Annotated in this window: 14 protein-coding genes; 8 read left to right on the forward strand and 6 right to left on the reverse strand. The window is 61.3% G+C overall.

Annotated elements, in window-relative coordinates; genetic code table 11:
* Positions 1 to 93 precede the first annotated feature (93 nt).
* Complete coding sequence (locus DXB98_RS02015) at positions 94 to 933, reverse strand: metallophosphoesterase (protein ID WP_117735593.1); 840 nt, start codon at positions 931 to 933, stop codon at positions 94 to 96.
* 252 nt (positions 934 to 1,185) lie between these two features.
* On the opposite strand from DXB98_RS02015, the gene DXB98_RS02020 reads away from it, so the two are divergent.
* The 3 genes from DXB98_RS02020 to DXB98_RS02030 all read left to right on the forward strand — a co-directional run bounded on the left by DXB98_RS02020 (position 1,186) and on the right by DXB98_RS02030 (position 5,374).
* Entirely contained in the window at positions 1,186 to 2,787 is a 1,602-nt protein-coding gene (locus DXB98_RS02020) for a potassium/proton antiporter (RefSeq protein ID WP_117742969.1), read from the forward strand.
* Positions 2,788 to 3,014: 227 nt separating this feature from the next.
* Positions 3,015 to 4,139, forward strand: a complete 1,125-nt coding sequence (serC, locus tag DXB98_RS02025) for a 3-phosphoserine/phosphohydroxythreonine transaminase (protein WP_117742970.1) — start codon at positions 3,015 to 3,017, stop codon at positions 4,137 to 4,139.
* Positions 4,140 to 4,210: 71 nt separating this feature from the next.
* Positions 4,211 to 5,374, forward strand: a complete 1,164-nt coding sequence (locus DXB98_RS02030; protein ID WP_117742971.1) for a phosphoglycerate dehydrogenase — start codon at positions 4,211 to 4,213, stop codon at positions 5,372 to 5,374.
* 348 nt (positions 5,375 to 5,722) lie between these two features.
* Here the strand turns inward: DXB98_RS02030 and DXB98_RS02035 are convergent, their stop codons facing one another.
* Complete coding sequence (locus DXB98_RS02035) at positions 5,723 to 6,772, reverse strand: hypothetical protein (protein WP_117742972.1); 1,050 nt, start codon at positions 6,770 to 6,772, stop codon at positions 5,723 to 5,725.
* Between the two features lie 142 nt (positions 6,773 to 6,914).
* Between DXB98_RS02035 and DXB98_RS02040 the strand changes: the two genes are divergently transcribed.
* Complete coding sequence (locus DXB98_RS02040; RefSeq protein WP_233505060.1) at positions 6,915 to 8,141, forward strand: M20 family metallopeptidase; 1,227 nt, start codon at positions 6,915 to 6,917, stop codon at positions 8,139 to 8,141.
* A gap of 39 nt (positions 8,142 to 8,180) precedes the next feature.
* Positions 8,181 to 8,861 carry a DUF1015 family protein gene (locus DXB98_RS02045; protein WP_117742974.1) on the forward strand — a complete coding sequence of 227 codons (681 nt, stop codon included), beginning with the start codon at positions 8,181 to 8,183 and terminating at the stop codon, positions 8,859 to 8,861.
* 132 nt (positions 8,862 to 8,993) lie between these two features.
* Here the strand turns inward: DXB98_RS02045 and DXB98_RS02050 are convergent, their stop codons facing one another.
* From DXB98_RS02050 to DXB98_RS02060, 3 genes are all read right to left on the reverse strand, one after another.
* On the reverse strand, positions 8,994 to 9,629 hold the full coding sequence (locus tag DXB98_RS02050; RefSeq protein ID WP_117742975.1) for a histidine phosphatase family protein: 636 nt from the start codon (positions 9,627 to 9,629) through the stop codon (positions 8,994 to 8,996).
* An 18-nt stretch (positions 9,630 to 9,647) separates the two neighbouring features.
* A complete protein-coding gene (locus tag DXB98_RS02055) occupies positions 9,648 to 10,190 on the reverse strand; it encodes a histidine phosphatase family protein (protein WP_117742976.1) in 543 nt (180 codons plus the stop codon).
* An 83-nt stretch (positions 10,191 to 10,273) separates the two neighbouring features.
* Positions 10,274 to 10,945, reverse strand: coding sequence for a nitroreductase family protein (locus DXB98_RS02060; RefSeq protein WP_117742977.1), 672 nt, complete (start codon positions 10,943 to 10,945; stop codon positions 10,274 to 10,276).
* A 235-nt stretch (positions 10,946 to 11,180) separates the two neighbouring features.
* Here DXB98_RS02060 and DXB98_RS02065 point away from each other — a divergent pair, with 235 nt between their 5' ends.
* The gene (locus DXB98_RS02065; RefSeq protein ID WP_117742978.1) at positions 11,181 to 11,783 is read left to right on the forward strand and encodes an HdeD family acid-resistance protein; all 603 of its coding nucleotides are present in this window, start codon (positions 11,181 to 11,183) and stop codon (positions 11,781 to 11,783) included.
* Positions 11,784 to 12,266: a DUF188 domain-containing protein gene (locus DXB98_RS02070; RefSeq protein WP_117742979.1), complete on the forward strand. Its 483-nt coding sequence runs from the start codon at positions 11,784 to 11,786 to the stop codon at positions 12,264 to 12,266.
* A 19-nt stretch (positions 12,267 to 12,285) separates the two neighbouring features.
* Here the strand turns inward: DXB98_RS02070 and DXB98_RS02075 are convergent, their stop codons facing one another.
* The gene (locus tag DXB98_RS02075) at positions 12,286 to 13,374 is read right to left on the reverse strand and encodes a putative manganese transporter (RefSeq protein ID WP_117742980.1); all 1,089 of its coding nucleotides are present in this window, start codon (positions 13,372 to 13,374) and stop codon (positions 12,286 to 12,288) included.
* Positions 13,375 to 13,545: 171 nt separating this feature from the next.
* Here DXB98_RS02075 and DXB98_RS02080 point away from each other — a divergent pair, with 171 nt between their 5' ends.
* On the forward strand, positions 13,546 to 14,514 hold the full coding sequence (locus DXB98_RS02080; protein WP_089572078.1) for a DNA polymerase III subunit epsilon: 969 nt from the start codon (positions 13,546 to 13,548) through the stop codon (positions 14,512 to 14,514).
* Positions 14,515 to 14,953 lie beyond the last annotated feature (439 nt).

Raw genomic sequence — 14,953 nt, forward strand, 5'->3', positions numbered from 1 at the left:
TGGGGACACATGTATGTCAATCCTGGTCTAACAGAGCCTTATTTAATCCCCGTCCCAGAAAAATCATTTCCAAATTAGCTACCCCTTGCGCCATCATTCTCCAGGATTGATATTCGCGTAGAACTCAGCCCCATCATCGAGCCGCAGGATACCTACGCGGCCAAACTCCGACCCAGTGGCGGCGGCGCAGTCGATGTCGATGCGATCGGGCACGCCGGCGGTATCCTCGCCGCCCAGGCGCACGATCTGCCCGCGGCCCGACTCCTCATCGAGCCCCGCCAGGCCGCCGACCTCGCAATAACGCCCGAGCGACACCGTGGGCGTGTGGCCGCTCACCACGACCGGGCCCTTGCCCTCGACAGAAAGCAGCCCCGTCGGCGCATCCCAATAGCCATGGCGAATCCACAGCAGGTCATCGGACGACTGCACCGCAAGCATCTGCTGCAGCAACTCGGCATCGGCATCGACCGCTCCCCTGCCGTTGCCACAATCGACACCGTGCTCAAGCAAAAACGCGCGAGCAGCCTCGGTCTGGATGCCGGCATGCACCAGCAAATACGGGCGCTCGGCAGTCTGGGCCACTGCATAGAGCGGCAGGGCGGCAGCCCAGCGGATCAGCTCCTCGTACGCCTCAAATTCCATGTCGTTGAGCTGCTGACGGGTAGTCCAACCGCCGTTGATATCCCAGGTCTCGGCATCGAGCGGATCCTGGCCAATGATGGCGTCGAGCATGATCTGCTCGTGATTGCCCTTGAGCACGCGAGCGTTGGGCAGCGAGCGCACAAGCTTAATAACGCCGACCGGATCGGGCCCGCGATCGATCATGTCGCCCAGCACATACAGCGTATCGTCGGACGCCAGCGAAATCTTGGACAGGGCCTCGTCAAGCGCACGCACGTGCCCGTGAGCATCGGATGTCACATAGATCGCCATGGAACGCCTTTCCCTGCATTGCGGCCGAAGCCCGGAGCCGCAACTAAAACTTCAAGTTGAACTTAAACGTTACCCATTGTACTCCGTTGCAATAAAGCTGGAAAGGGTTTCCGAGCAGAGGCAAAGACGGCAGCCGTCTATGACGATATCGCGCACGCCCGCAATCCAACCCCATAAACCCACCATCTTTGGGTACAAATACCGCAGACAATTGACCGTGCCACGCCAACCACCCAGGAGCGGACACCGTCCATGAACCAGATCCTTCTCTTTATCGGCCTCGTCATCATTTTGTGCCTGACCATCAAACCTGTCGGCAAAAAGCTCCCCTTCCCCACCCTGCTCATCTTTATCGCACTCGGCATGCTGCTGGGCGTCAACGGCCCGGCGCATATCGACTTTAGCGACTACGCGCTTACCGAAACCGCCTGCAGCACGGCGTTGCTGTTCATCATGTTCTACGGCGGCTTTAACACCAACATCGACCGCGCCAAGCCCGTCGCCGCGCCCGCGGTGCTGCTGAGCACACTCGGCGTGGTCATCACCGCCGGCATCACCGGCGTGTTTGCGCACCTGGTTCTGGGCTTCGACTGGATCGGCGGCCTGTTGCTGGGCTCGGTTGTGGCGTCCACCGATGCAGCGAGCGTCTTTAGCGTGCTGCGCGAGCACAACCTGTCGTTGCGTGACGGCACCGACTCGCTGCTCGAGGTCGAATCGGGCTCAAACGACCCCGTCGCCTACATGCTCACCGCGGTGCTCGCGACCCTCGCGGCCGGCGGCAATATCGACATCCCCATGCTGCTGGCCAAGCAGATTATCCTGGGCGTGGGGCTGGGCCTTGCCATCGGCTGGGCATCCAGCCGCCTGATTGAGCGCGCGCATGCAACAGCCGAGGGCGCGCAGACCATCTTTTTGTTTGCCGTGGCCATCGTGGCCTACGCACTGCCGAGTTACCTGGGTGGCAACGGCTTTTTGGCCGTGTACCTTGCCGGCATTGTGCTGGGGGCCAGCGACATCACCGGCAAGGTCGAGATGGCGCACTTCTTTGATACCCTCACCGAGATGGCCGAGATGACCATCTTCTTTTTGCTGGGCCTGCTCGTCACGCCCGCGCGCCTGCCGCAGATGCTGCTGCCGGGCTTGGCGCTCATGGCGTTCATGCTCTTCGTGAGCCGGCCCATCGCCGTGGGCATGTTGTTGGCACCCTTTAAGACCAACCCCCGCCAGGTTGCGCTCGTAAGCTGGGCGGGCCTGCGCGGCGCGGCTTCGGTCGTGTTTAGTCTCTTTGCCGTGGTGGCCGGCGTTCCCGGCGGTCACGACCTGTTTGACCTGGTGTTTGTGATTGCCGTGTCGAGCATTGTGGTGCAGGGCTCGCTGCTGCCAGCGGTGGCGAAGAAGCTCGATATGATCGATGCGACCGGCGACGTGCGCCGCACCTTTAACGACTATCGCGACGAAGACGGCATGTCATTTGTAAAGCTCAAGGTGGGTGCTGGCCATCCGTTTGCCGGGCGCTCGCTCGCCGATATTGGCAGCGCCACAGATATGCTCGTGGTCCTGGTGCTGCGCGATGGCGCGCATCCCGTGCTGCCCAACGGCGATACCGTGATCGAGGAAGGCGATCTGCTGGTGATGGCCGCGCCGACGTTTGAAGAGCGTGCCGAGGTTACACTGCGCGAGGTCACCGTAACGCCCCACGGTCGGCTGGCCGGCCAGCGTCTGCGCGACGTGCCGCAGGGCAAGCACCCGTTTATCGTGGTGATGCTCAAGCGCGACGGCCAAACGATCATCCCCGACGGCAACACCCTTATATACGCTGGCGACGAAGCCGTCATCGCCACGCTGGCGTCGTAGTGACCAGGAGGTAGCTAATTCGCGACGAAAAGATCAAGCGCCTAGAGAACCCCATGCCTTCGCTCGCAGATTTGGATTTGCCTGAGAAGTAAAGCACCCCTCCCCCATGTAACCATCCTGTAAATCATAGCGGCGCAGTCGAGTTTTACCATGATGCGGTCGCGCCTGGCGCTCCACTGTGCTAAAGTATCCCGAACGTTCAAACGACTACGAGGGGGAACTAGAAGATGGCACGTGTGCACAACTTCTCAGCTGGCCCGGCCGCACTGCCTACAAGCGTGCTCGCCGAGATCGCCGACGAGATGATGGACTACCGCGGTTGCGGCATGTCCGTGCTCGAGATGAGTCATCGATCTAGCATGTACCAGCAGATCATCGACGACGCCGAGGCAACCCTGCGCCGCCTGCTGAGCATCCCCGACAACTACCGTGTCCTGTTTTTGCAAGGCGGCGCCACGCTGCAGTTTGCGGGCATCCCCATGAACCTCATGCGCCGCGGCCGCGCCGGCTACATCGTGACCGGCAACTTTGCCAACAAGGCGTACAAAGAGGCCGCCAAGTACGGTGAGGCCGTGCTGCTCGCGAGCTCCGAGGACACCAACTTCGACCGCATTCCCTACATGGCCGACGTCAACGCACGCATTGCCGCCGAGGCCGCGGGCGAAGGCCTCGACTACGTCTACATCTGCCAGAACAACACCATCTTTGGCACCATGTACCACGAGCTGCCCGCTTGCGGCGATGTGCCGCTGGTCGCCGATGTCTCGAGCTGTTTTCTGTCGCAGCCGCTCGACGTTGAACGCTACGGGCTCATCTACGCCGGCGCGCAGAAAAACGCCGGTGCCGCGGGCGTGACCGTGGTCATCGTGCGCGACGACCTCATCGCAGATCGCCCCGCCTTTACGCAGACGCCGCAGTACCTGGACCTCAAGACCCAGGCCGCCAAGGGCTCCATGCTCAACACGCCCAACACCTTTGGCATCTACGTATGCGGCAAGGTGTTCCATTGGGTAGAGCAAACCGGCGGACTTGCCGCCATGGCCGAGCGCAACTGGGGCAAGGCCAATCTGCTCTACGACCTGCTCGAGCACAGCGAGCTATTCCACGGCACCGCGCAGGCCGACAGCCGCTCCATCGCCAACGTCACCTTCCGCACCGGCGACGCCGACCTCGACGCTGCCTTTGTCGCGGGCGCGGCCGAGCACCAGATTCAAAACGTCAAGGGCCATCGCATGGTAGGCGGCATGCGCGCCAGCGTATACAACGCCGTCACCATGGAGGACGTGCAGGCGCTGGCCACGTACATGAAGGACTTCGAAGCGCAGCATAGTTTGAGTCCGCGATCTAACTAGCCCGCAACACGCGGGCCGACCAGCCACCTCAGACCACCCTGTTTAGATCAAAACCTGCTAAGGAGTTTTCCATGCGCAAGATTAAGACCATCGACGACATCACCAAAGACGGCAAAGTCGAGTTTGGCGAGGGCTACGAGTTTGTAAGCAGCGCCGAGGAGGCCGACGCCATCCTGATGCGCTCGACCGACCTGCACGGCTACGAGCTGCCCGAGGGCATCCGCGCCATCGCCCGCTGCGGCGCCGGCGTCAACAACATCCCCGTCGAGGAGTACGCCAAGAAGGGCGTCGTCGTCTTTAACTCCCCCGGCGCCAACAGCAACGCCGTCAAGGAGCTCGTCCTGGGCATGCTGGTGCTTTCAAGCCGCGGCGTGGTGCAATCGATGAACTGGGTACGTGACAACGCCGACGACCCCGAGATTCAGGTCGATGCCGAAAAGGCCAAGAAGGCCTTTGTGGGCCGCGAGCTTAAAGGCAAGCGCATCGGCGTCATCGGTCTGGGCAACGTAGGCTCCAAGGTCGCCAACGCCTGCGTCGACCTGGGCATGGACGTCTACGGCTACGATCCGTTCATTTCCGTCGAGCACGCGTGGGTGCTGAGCCGCGAGGTGCAGCGCGTGGGCACGCTCGAAGATCTCTGCCGCGGCTGCGACTACCTCACCGTACACGTGCCCAGCAAGGCCGACACCATCGGCATGATCAGCACCGAGCAGATCGACCTGCTGGCACCGGGCGCCGTCCTCATTAACTACGCGCGCGAGACCATCATTGACGAGGACGCCGTCGACGCCGCCCTGCGCGCGGGCAAGCTGAGCTGGTTTAGCTGCGACTTTGCCACGCCCAAGACCGTCAAGATGCCCAACACGTTTATCACCACGCACTCGGGCGCCGGCACCGGCGAGGCCGAGGCCAACTGCGCAGACATGGCCATCAGCGAGCTCAAGGATTACCTGGAAAACGGCAACGTCGCGCACAGCGTCAACTACCCCGCCTGCAGCATGGGCAAGGCGCGCGCCGCGAGCCGCATCGCCTGCCTGCACGCCAACGTGCCCAACATGATCGGCCAGATCACGGCAATCCTCGCCAAGGACAACGCCAACGTGCAGCGCATGACCAACGAGTCCGCCGGCGAGAACGCCTACACCATGTTCGACACCGACGAGCACCTGGACAGCAGCACCATCGAGGCGCTCAAGCAGATTCCGTCGATGTATCGCGTGCGCGTGATCAAATAGCGCCGGCGGCAAGCCTGCCAGGCAGGCCATGAAGCCCCATTCGGCCCCCGTTTTCGCGAAACGGGGGCCGATTTCGTTGCTCCGAACGACTTTAAAATGATACCCAGAACAAGTTTTTTCGGATAATCGACAGTAAGACCCAAATCACCAAGCACACCCGCTTTGATAAACAGCTTTATCAGGGACTTTAGTAGGTAAAAATCAATCTCTATATACCACATTCAAGTTGACTGTCGATTTTCCGAAACAACTGTTTATGGATAGCATTTTTAAAGCCCTTCCAAGGCAAAATTGAAGCCTTTTTGCGACCAAAACTCTAGCTCGCGCGAGCGTTTTCTGCCTGCGCGACTATATTCCCGCCCAATCGATAAAAATTTCCTCACGAAGCCGCCGTTCGAGCTCCTGCTGCCGCGACGTCTTGTCTTTCAGCGGCACATCGAGATAGGACATGATGAGTTCCATCACTACGCGGAAGGCATCGGAGTCAACCAGCTGGCCATAGGTCATCAGAACGACGGGATATCCCATCGCTTGCAAGGCCGTCGTTCGATCGGAGTCCGAGATCTTGGATTCTATGGATCCATGAATGGCTTTACCTTGACATTCAACCAGGCACTCTCGGCTGCCGTCCTTATTTGCCAGCAGGATATCGGCATAGCGCCTATCAAGCCCCGAAATCAGACGGGCACTGCGCGTCATACGAATCTCAACGTTATTGGTAAGGCGCAGCCCTTCACCGCCGCGCAACCTCGAAAGACCAAACAGCATCGAAGCCTGGACCTCGAGCGGCGATGCCACCACCCCCGTAACGCATTTTGCGGCACGTGTGAACGATTTAGCACCGCGAAGCCCCCGGATCTTATCGACGTACTCTGCAAGTTCAGAGAGCTCAATCAAGGGAGGTCGTTTCCACAAGTCCGTTGGATTCCCCGAGGCATCCTTTACGTTTTCCCAGCCCAGCCGGGCATCGCCCCACCGGTCCCCGTATGCCTGTTCAAGCGCCGACTTTACCTGAGACGCAATCTTGCACACGGCAAAGGTGCCGCACATCTCATACATGCACATGATCAGTCGCTCGTTTGAGACCGAGGAGGCCAGTGTCAGCAAGGTAAAGAGCGGGGACGCGATATCGAGACCAAACTCTGTCGGCCGCACGGAGCCAAACGGCCTCTCCCCGTTCCAAACATGCCTGACGATGCGATCGCCCTTACGTCCGCAGCTGCCCTGTGCCAACACATGTAACGGGGTGCCCAGGAAATGCGTGACGAGCGGATGCTCACATAGGTGCTCCCTGCGCGGATCGTCCGCAGAATCGGGCAGGTCTGGCATTATTGCCAAGACCTGTGGAGGTATCCGGTGATACCGAAAGGCAGATATGTCGCACAGCATGTCGTCCATGAAGGGTACGTACCCACTACGTCGTTTGTGAGCCCGCTCGGACGGCAAACGCGATGGCACCGCCTGCGAACGGTAAATACCGCCACGCGCGCGCCGCGGATCTCTCAGGAGGCTCACAATCAGTTTGGAAAGCAGACTAATTGTGAGGTTGCATATGGTTGATGAGGACTTTGCCCGGCGGCTTGCGCAGGACCTTGTGAAGGTTGACAGCTCAGACCCGGGCGCATATGAGGACGAGATTGAGCGCTTCATTAAGAGGCTCATTGAGCAGCAGCTGGCACAACTTGATAGTTCTACGCTCGAGGCCGTGCAGATTGAGGAGCTCGAAGTGCTCCCCGGACGCCGCAACCTCATGGTCACCGCGCCCGGTTTGAGCGACGAGCCGCGGCTGGTCTATATCTGCTATATGGATACCTTTACGCTTGGCTATGGCTGGGACGCGGACATTCCGCCGCTCGGAGCGATCGTGCGGGACGATAAGCTCTATGGCCGCGGTGCCTGCGACATGAAGGGTGGCCTGGCCTGCGCCATTGCCGTGATTGTCCACGTACTCGAGCGCATAGCGACAAGCGGCGAGCTGCCCCGCCGTGGCTTCTCACTCATCTGCTCGGTAGACGAGGAGGACTTTATGCGCAGCTCCGAGGCCGCCATCGGTTCCGGCTGGATCGGCTCGCACGAATGGGTGCTGGACACCGAGCCCACCGACGGGCAGATTCAGGTGGCGCACAAGGGGCGCACGTGGTTCGAAATTGAGATGGCCGGCGGCACGGCGCATGCGAGTCAGCCTTGGAAGGGTGCAGACGCCGTCGCCGCCATGGCCGAGGTCGTGTGTTCGCTTCGCCATGCGTTCGCGGCGCTGCCCGTGCATGATGAGCTGGGGCCTTCGACCATTACGTTTGGACAAATCGAGGGCGGCTATCGCCCCTACGTCGTGCCCGACCACGCCAAGGTCTGGGTCGACATGCGCCTGACGCCGCCGACCGATACGGCCGCCGCGACACGCATGGTGGAGCAGGCCATCACCGCTGCCGAGGCCGCGGTTCCCGGCCGCCATGGCAGCTACGCTGTGACGGGCGATCGCCCCGCCATTGAGCGCGACACGAGCTCTCCCCTTCTAGCCGCACTCAAGCGTGCCGCCGATGACGTGACGGACGTGGACACGACCGTCGGCTTCTTTGCCGGCTACACCGACACCGCCGTCATTGCCGGCAAGACAGGCAACCGCAATTGCATGAGCTACGGCCCCGGGTCGCTCGCGCACAAGCCCAACGAGTATGTGCCCCACGCCGATATCGTTCGTTGTCAGCAGGTGCTCATCGCGCTCGCCGATAACGTGCTCTGGGACGCGAGCGGCCAAGTTGGGGCATAATAAGCCGCGAACAAACCGACTCGCGCGTTAGGACCGCCCATGAAAGCACTTCCGTTTCCCTGCATCCGCCCGGCTCAGGACCGCGTGCTCGAGGCGCTGCCGCAGATGGACGCCATCTTGGGCGGCAACGATGCCCTGCGCGGTGCCATTGCCGACGGGCTCATGCTCAAAGATCCGGGCTCGGCATATTACGTGTACGAATGCTCCGGAGAGCCAGGGCGCGTGACGGGCGTTGTGGCGATTTGCCCAGTCAGCGTGCTGGCGGGCGGCGACGCGGCCTCCGCAGATGCGGCCACAGCCGCCCGTGCAATCACCGAGTTTAAGGTGCAGCCCCGCCCTGTAACGCTTGCTTACGAAGCCTCGCCCGTCATGGATATCATCCTCGGCGCCGCCAAAGAGGGCGCGTCGCTCTATGCCGTCACCGACCCCGCCGGCATTACGCATCGCGTGTGGGAGGTCAAACGCAATGACGCCGTTGCCGCCATCCACGCTATGCTCGACCAGGCACCGGAGCCTGCCCCCGCAGACGATCCGGCCTATGTCGCCGCGCTGGCAGGGGCGGCACAGCTCTTGGCAGACGAGGCCCGCGCGGCCGGCACCTACACGGGCAAGGAGCCGTTCAACTTTGTCATTTCCGCGCTGTTCCCTACCGCGCAGGTCGCAGGTGGCGCGCCGCAGATTCCAACGGGTCTGCTCACTCACCAGATTGCACGATACTAGCAGGACTTAAACGCTTAGCGCAAAGACTCGGCAGTCCAACAAACGAAGGGCGGAGATGCAATGCCAGCGCATGCATCTCCGCCCCTTTTGCATCGAGCAAGTATGTCGGCGACCCGTATCGTCACGCCTGCGTTACCCGCGCTGTGGACCCGCTGCCGCCGTCAACGGCTCAAGACCCAGCTCACGCGCATAATCTTCCTGCGTAAAGACTTCAACCAGCTCAAACGTTTCGGTCGCATCGTCAAACGCAAAGTGCAGCACCGAACAGTTGCCCGGCACGCGCTCGCGCTCGTCGGCCGCCGCTCCCCTCACATGATCCAAAAACTCCTTGATGGCCGAGGCGTGGCTCACCGCGAGCACGCACGAATGGTCCGGGCGTCGCATCAGATCGGTCAACGTCGCCACCATGCGCTCACGCACCCGCATCTGCCCCTCGCCGCCAAACTGGCGATAGAAGTCACGCCACGGACGCTCGGGCATGAGCATCACGCGTTCGGCCTCAAAGTCGCCAAAGAACCACTCGCACAGGCCATCCAGGCGCTCGTAGGCAAGGCCCGGCCACAGGCTGGCGATGGTCTGCTCCGTGCGATGCAGCGTCGAGGTGTAGGCATGATCGGGCTCAATGCCGCGCGCTCGCAAGAACATGCCGGCGCGCGCCGCCTGGTCGCAGCCCAACTGCGTAAGCGGCGAATCGCTCCACCCCTGAATGATGCGCTTAAGGTTAAATATTGTCTGTCCATGACGGACCAGATACAAGTCTTTATTCATAGGGGGTCCTTCCGTTCGTTACCAATCAAGGAGCGAAAACGCCCCGTCGCAATAGCCAAAATGGAGCACGGCACCGTTGTCGGGCTGCTCTCCCCCGCCAGTCACATACTCAAGAAACTCCTGGCAGGCTGAGCCGTGGGAGACTGCCAACACGCAGTTGTGCTGCGGTCGGGCCATAATGCGGGACAGCGCCGCGACCATACGCGCCCGGAATTGCGCTTCCGACTCACCGCCAAACGCGACCGGATAATCGCCCCATGGCTGAGGCGGCATCTCGCGGTTTGATGTGCCCTCCAGCGATCCCAAATGCCACTCGCGCAGGTCATCGACCAGCTCTATGGAGCGGCCCTCGCCAACGATAAGCTCAGCCGTACGCCGCGCCCGACCCAACGGGGAGGAATACACATGGTCAAAGGTCACGCCGCGGTCCTCGAACGCCGCGCGCGTCGCCAGCGCCTGCTCACGCCCGCGCGCCGTAAGCGGCGAATCGTGCCAGCCCTGCAAAATGTTCTTCACATTGAACTCAGTCTGCCCATGACGCACCAAAAACAGATCGGCCACATGCCCTCCCCTCGCACCACCACAAAGGTGCCTGTCCCCTTTGTGGTGGTTTTGCCGCCGGATTGCACCGCAACGACGCGCAGCTACACCAGTGCGTCGGCAAGCGCACGCTTGGGCACGTGATGCACCTGCGCCTCATCGCGCCAATAATTGATGGAGCCGTCGGGGTTGGAATCGATCGCATCGATCACCTGTGTCTCGGCCGGAACGCCAAACGCCATGATCAGCTTGAGCTCATACTTGTCGTTATCGAGCCCCATGGCGTCGATCGCGCGGGGCGTAAAGGCCTTGAACATGCAGGCCGCCACCTCGGGCGTGGCGCTGCGAGCGGCGAGCATCATCGTCTGAGCCGCTATGCCCGTGTCGACCTCGGTGATAGGCGCGGCGGGCTTGCCGGGAACGGGGCGCTCGGCAAGAATCGCGATGTAGCCGGTCGGGCGCTCGCCCTCATCGGGACCCGGCCAATCCTTGAGCGTGCCGGCCCACGCGAGCTCATCAAATACGCGCGCGCAGTCCTCTGCACCGCTCACCACACGAAAACGCAGAGGCTGAGCGTTGGCGCCGCAAGGGGCCAGGTGCGCCAGCTCCGCCAGCTCGAGCAAAAACTCGCGCGGCACGCGCATGGACTCGTCAAAGCGGCGGCACGTACGGGCGCGGCGGACCAGCGCGTCAAACGTGTCCAGGCCAAGCTTTTCGCAACCTTGCTTTGCCATCGACTCCACGCTCGACGGCACCACGGGAACTGCTTCGTTCATAGGGACCCCCCAATAAAAGCCAATTGTTCTTAAGAAAATCTAACCTAAAACGTAGGCAATTACACTCAACGGCATAATGTTCTACACCTGTTGAATATCCCACATCCAAACGGGAACAAAGGTAACAATTCGGGAAGATGAGGCTCCCATTCGCCCTTCCCGCCCCACGCGACGGTGCCCTTGGGCGATACTGGTTGCAGGAGCTGCGGCTTACGCCGCACGGAAAGGAGACATCATGGGCATCTTTAAGACCGATGACAAGCAATCGAGCGCGTTTGGATTTGACGAGAAAAGCATGGCAGGCAAGGCCGTCAAGGCCGTACGCTGGATTTACTCCATCACGGGCGTCTTGGCGCTCATCGCCGGCATCGCACTGCTGCTTGCGCCCGCCAAGTCCCTCGTCTTCCTAACGACCGTCTTGGGCTTCTACTTTGTGATCACGGCCGCGATCAGGCTGTTTACCGCTGTTTTTGAGCCGCTGCTGCCCACCGGATGGCGCGTTACGAGCATCATCTCCAACCTGCTCATCATTCTGGGTGGCGTCATAATCCTGCGCAATCAGGCCTTCTCGACCGCGACGCTCACCACGCTTGTAGTGGTCGTCGCCGGCTTTGGCTGGATCGTCGAGGGCGTCATGTCGATTCTGGAATCCGAACTTTCCGCCAACCGCGCCCTCGCCATCCTGAGCGGCGCACTCTCCATCATTACGGGCATGTTCGTGTTTATCTATCCGCTGTGGTCGGCCAAGATGCTCGTCATCTTTAGCGGCGCCGCGCTGCTGGTGTTTGGCGTGACACTGATTGTTCGCGCTATTCAATTTGGCAAACTGGTGCGCTAGATGCCAAAGACGCTTTTTATTGATGCCGACGCCTGCCCGGTCACGCGCGAGTCGATCGACTGCGCGCGGAGGGCGGGCGTTGCCGTCGTTATCGCCGGCAACAGCACGCAAAACCTGGAACGCCACATTCGCCGCGACGATCCGCGCGACGCCGAGCATGCGCGTCGGGGCTTTTGGGTCACGACGCTCGATGTGAGTGTGGGAGCAGATAGCGCCGACTTTGCCATTATTGAGCGCCTGCAGACTGGCGACGTGGTCGTGACGCAGGACATAGGTCTGGCGAGCATGGTGCTCGGACGCGATGCCGCCGCCATCGGCGTGCGCGGGCGCGTCTACGACAAAGCGACCATCGATATGCAGCTGTTTATTCGTCACGAAGAAAAGAAGGTGCGCCGCGCTGGCGGTCGCACCCGCGGGCCGGCAGCCTTCACCAGCGAAGATCGCGCCCGCTTTAAGCGCAACCTCACCGAGCTGCTACGCTGACCAAGGTAGAATTTTGGGCTTAGAGACCAAAGGCGGAGAGAACGAGTCCCCAGCCGGCACCGATAACGTACATCATGATCAGGAACAGGACGTTTTCGCGGGCGCTGCGATTGGTGCGGAACAGCACCAGGTAGCCCACGCCGGCAGAGATGAGCGTGCCGGCGAGCATCGGGGCCAGCTGCAGCGCGCCTTCCAGGTACAGTTGCGTGATGACCACACTCGCAGAACAGTTGGGGATCAGGCCGACAAGCGCCGAACCCAGGACGGCGAGCGTCTCGTTGCCGCGCAGGAACTGCTCGATTGCGGACTCGCCGAAGGTCTCGAGCACGGCGACCAGAATCAGCGTCACCAGGAAAATGAATACCGATACCTGCACGGTATGCGAGATGGCGCTGCGGATAATCGACACGGCGGGCGCACCTTCGTGTGAGTGGGAGCGACCGTGGCCATCATGGTGTTCATGCTCGCCCTCATGACCGTGATCGTGGCCATGTCCGTGTTCGTGCTCGTCCTCGTCTTCATCACAGCCGCAATGGTCGCGCTCGCACAACTCGTGGATGTGGTCGGCGCTCACGCCCGCCTCGGCCACCTCGTCGATGATGTCACCGCCAGCGTGGTCATCGTGCGCGCAGTTCACGTGTGCCGGATTGACCGCGGTTCCCAGCACGGTACGGCGAATCGCCGCATGCGCGCGAGCGTTACGACGCAGGCTGCGAATGGCGGCATCCACGATAAAGCCCGTGACCAGCGCGATCAGCGCCTTCGAAGCCAAAAGCATCGCCATGGTCTGCACGGGAACTTGCTCGGCTAGCAACAGCGGCAGCATCTCGTCTGAGGTCGAGAGGAACACCGCAACCAGCGTGCCCAGCGTCACGACGCGACCGGCGTACAGCGTGGCCGCCATGGCCGAAAAGCCGCACTGCGGCACCATGCCCAACAACGAGCCAACCACGGGGCCCGCAGCGCCAGCGCGCTTGATGGCGCCGTTAACGCGGTCGCCCGCAACATGCTCGAGCGTCTCGAGCGCAAGGTACGTCACCAACAAAAACGGCACCAGCGAGAGCGTGTCTTTGCCGGCATCGAGCAGAATATCTATCAGTAAATCCATGACGGATGGAACCTTTCGTGTCTTTCGGCAGCATTGTAAAAGTCCTAGCGGTCAACTAGGGTATTGTAGTAGTCCCGGGCGCGGTGCCAATAGTTGCCCATGGTAAACTATCATCTCGCCACAACTCAGTAACCCCGAGCCGCGCGACGCGGCCCGTCCAAGGAGCAGCCTATGAACGTTTCGCAAGCACTCGAATACGAGCGCCAGCCGTTTATTCCCATGTTTATCTATGGCGATCACGGCGCCATGGAGTCCGAGCGCCAGAAGGGCGAGGAGGCCCTTAAGGTGCTCGAAACCGAGTACTTTACCGCCGAGGGCGACCCCGGTTTCGACTTTGCCACCGTGCGCGACCTAGCCGACCGCAACCGCGACCTGTGCGACCAGATCGGCGAGGCGCGCCTGCGCAACGTGACGCCCGCGACGCTTTCGCGCGGCCTGTCCGATGCCGACACCTGCGCCGCCATCGGCAAGATGCAAAAGCGCACCGCCGCGTCCGTTATGCGCGAGATCCGCGGCGACCGCGACGCGCTCGGCGTGGCCTACGCCCGTAAGCCCATCCAGGGCACCGTGCTCGGTATCGACATCGAGACCACCGGCCGTGCACCCGAACGCGGTTATATCATCAACGTCGGCTGGGAGATCATGGAACTCACTAGCGACGCCGTCCCGCATGACGCCGAGGCGCACTACTGTGGCCTGCCCGACATCTACCGCGGCGAAGATGTGCCGCTGTCGAATATCCACCACATCACCTGGGACGACATCGACGGCAAAAAGCCATTCCGCGAGAACAAGGAGCTGCAGAAGCAGCTGCTCAAGCTTATGAAGAAGTACCCGTACATGGCGCATAACGCCGCGTTCGAGGACAGCTGGTTCAAAATTCACCTGGACGGTTACGCCGAGGCGCGCCGTGCCGGCAAGATTATCGTCATCGATTCGCGCCAGATCTGCCGCAGCCTGGATGCCGACGTCCGCTCGCTCCCCCGCGAGTCCGCCCCCGCCGCGCTCGAGAACTGGGCGCGCCGCCGCGGAACCCTCGCCGCCGATGCCAACGAGCAGCATCTGGGTCTGGACGACACCGACCTCATGCTCCGCACCGTCCAAGCCGAGTTCAACCTCAAGAACCTATTCGCGAAATAACCGATCCATCTGCGGGAGCGCCTGCCAGGCACAGCGCAATCCGTCTGGGCGCACCGGCACGCAGTAAACTAGGGCGCAGCCTTATGGCTGCACCCTAGTTTTCATCAAAACAAGCAAATACGCGTGCTTCACACAGTCGACAGGTTGGCCCACCTACATTTTTCGAGTTGTTCGGCCAGCTGAACCACTAGTCAAGGCCCCTTGAACCGCAATCGAGTGCTGTAGTCGCCTTAATTTCGCAACCAAGCCCCATTAATCTACCTGAATCAATTCAAATAGGACATTGTAATCGCACCATTCGTATAGGAAAAGGCCGAATAACTCAAATTATGTTGGTGAGGCATCTGGGCGGTCGGTAAAAACGCCCAGAAGCTACGAACCCGCAACTAAAGTTCACCAAAAAAGGCGCAGCTGGCAGAAACCTCCCCGGCCGAAGCTG

The organism is Collinsella sp. OM07-12, from assembly GCF_003438275.1.
Taxonomy (GTDB): domain Bacteria; phylum Actinomycetota; class Coriobacteriia; order Coriobacteriales; family Coriobacteriaceae; genus Collinsella.

What these genes read in the sequence shown, in the direction of transcription:
- DXB98_RS02015 (WP_117735593.1), bottom strand. Translation starts at nt 933, where the DNA reads ATGGCGATCTATGTGACATCCGATGCTCACGGGCACGTGCGTGCGCTT.
- DXB98_RS02030 (WP_117742971.1), top strand. Translation starts at nt 4,211, where the DNA reads ATGCGCAAGATTAAGACCATCGACGACATCACCAAAGACGGCAAAGTC.
- DXB98_RS02050 (WP_117742975.1), bottom strand. Translation starts at nt 9,629, where the DNA reads ATGAATAAAGACTTGTATCTGGTCCGTCATGGACAGACAATATTTAAC.
- DXB98_RS02065 (WP_117742978.1), top strand. Translation starts at nt 11,181, where the DNA reads ATGGGCATCTTTAAGACCGATGACAAGCAATCGAGCGCGTTTGGATTT.
- DXB98_RS02080 (WP_089572078.1), top strand. Translation starts at nt 13,546, where the DNA reads ATGAACGTTTCGCAAGCACTCGAATACGAGCGCCAGCCGTTTATTCCC.
- DXB98_RS02035 (WP_117742972.1), bottom strand. Translation starts at nt 6,772, where the DNA reads ATGGACGACATGCTGTGCGACATATCTGCCTTTCGGTATCACCGGATA.
- DXB98_RS02060 (WP_117742977.1), bottom strand. Translation starts at nt 10,945, where the DNA reads ATGAACGAAGCAGTTCCCGTGGTGCCGTCGAGCGTGGAGTCGATGGCA.
- DXB98_RS02070 (WP_117742979.1), top strand. Translation starts at nt 11,784, where the DNA reads ATGCCAAAGACGCTTTTTATTGATGCCGACGCCTGCCCGGTCACGCGC.
- serC (WP_117742970.1), top strand. Translation starts at nt 3,015, where the DNA reads ATGGCACGTGTGCACAACTTCTCAGCTGGCCCGGCCGCACTGCCTACA.
- DXB98_RS02075 (WP_117742980.1), bottom strand. Translation starts at nt 13,374, where the DNA reads ATGGATTTACTGATAGATATTCTGCTCGATGCCGGCAAAGACACGCTC.
- DXB98_RS02020 (WP_117742969.1), top strand. Translation starts at nt 1,186, where the DNA reads ATGAACCAGATCCTTCTCTTTATCGGCCTCGTCATCATTTTGTGCCTG.
- DXB98_RS02045 (WP_117742974.1), top strand. Translation starts at nt 8,181, where the DNA reads ATGAAAGCACTTCCGTTTCCCTGCATCCGCCCGGCTCAGGACCGCGTG.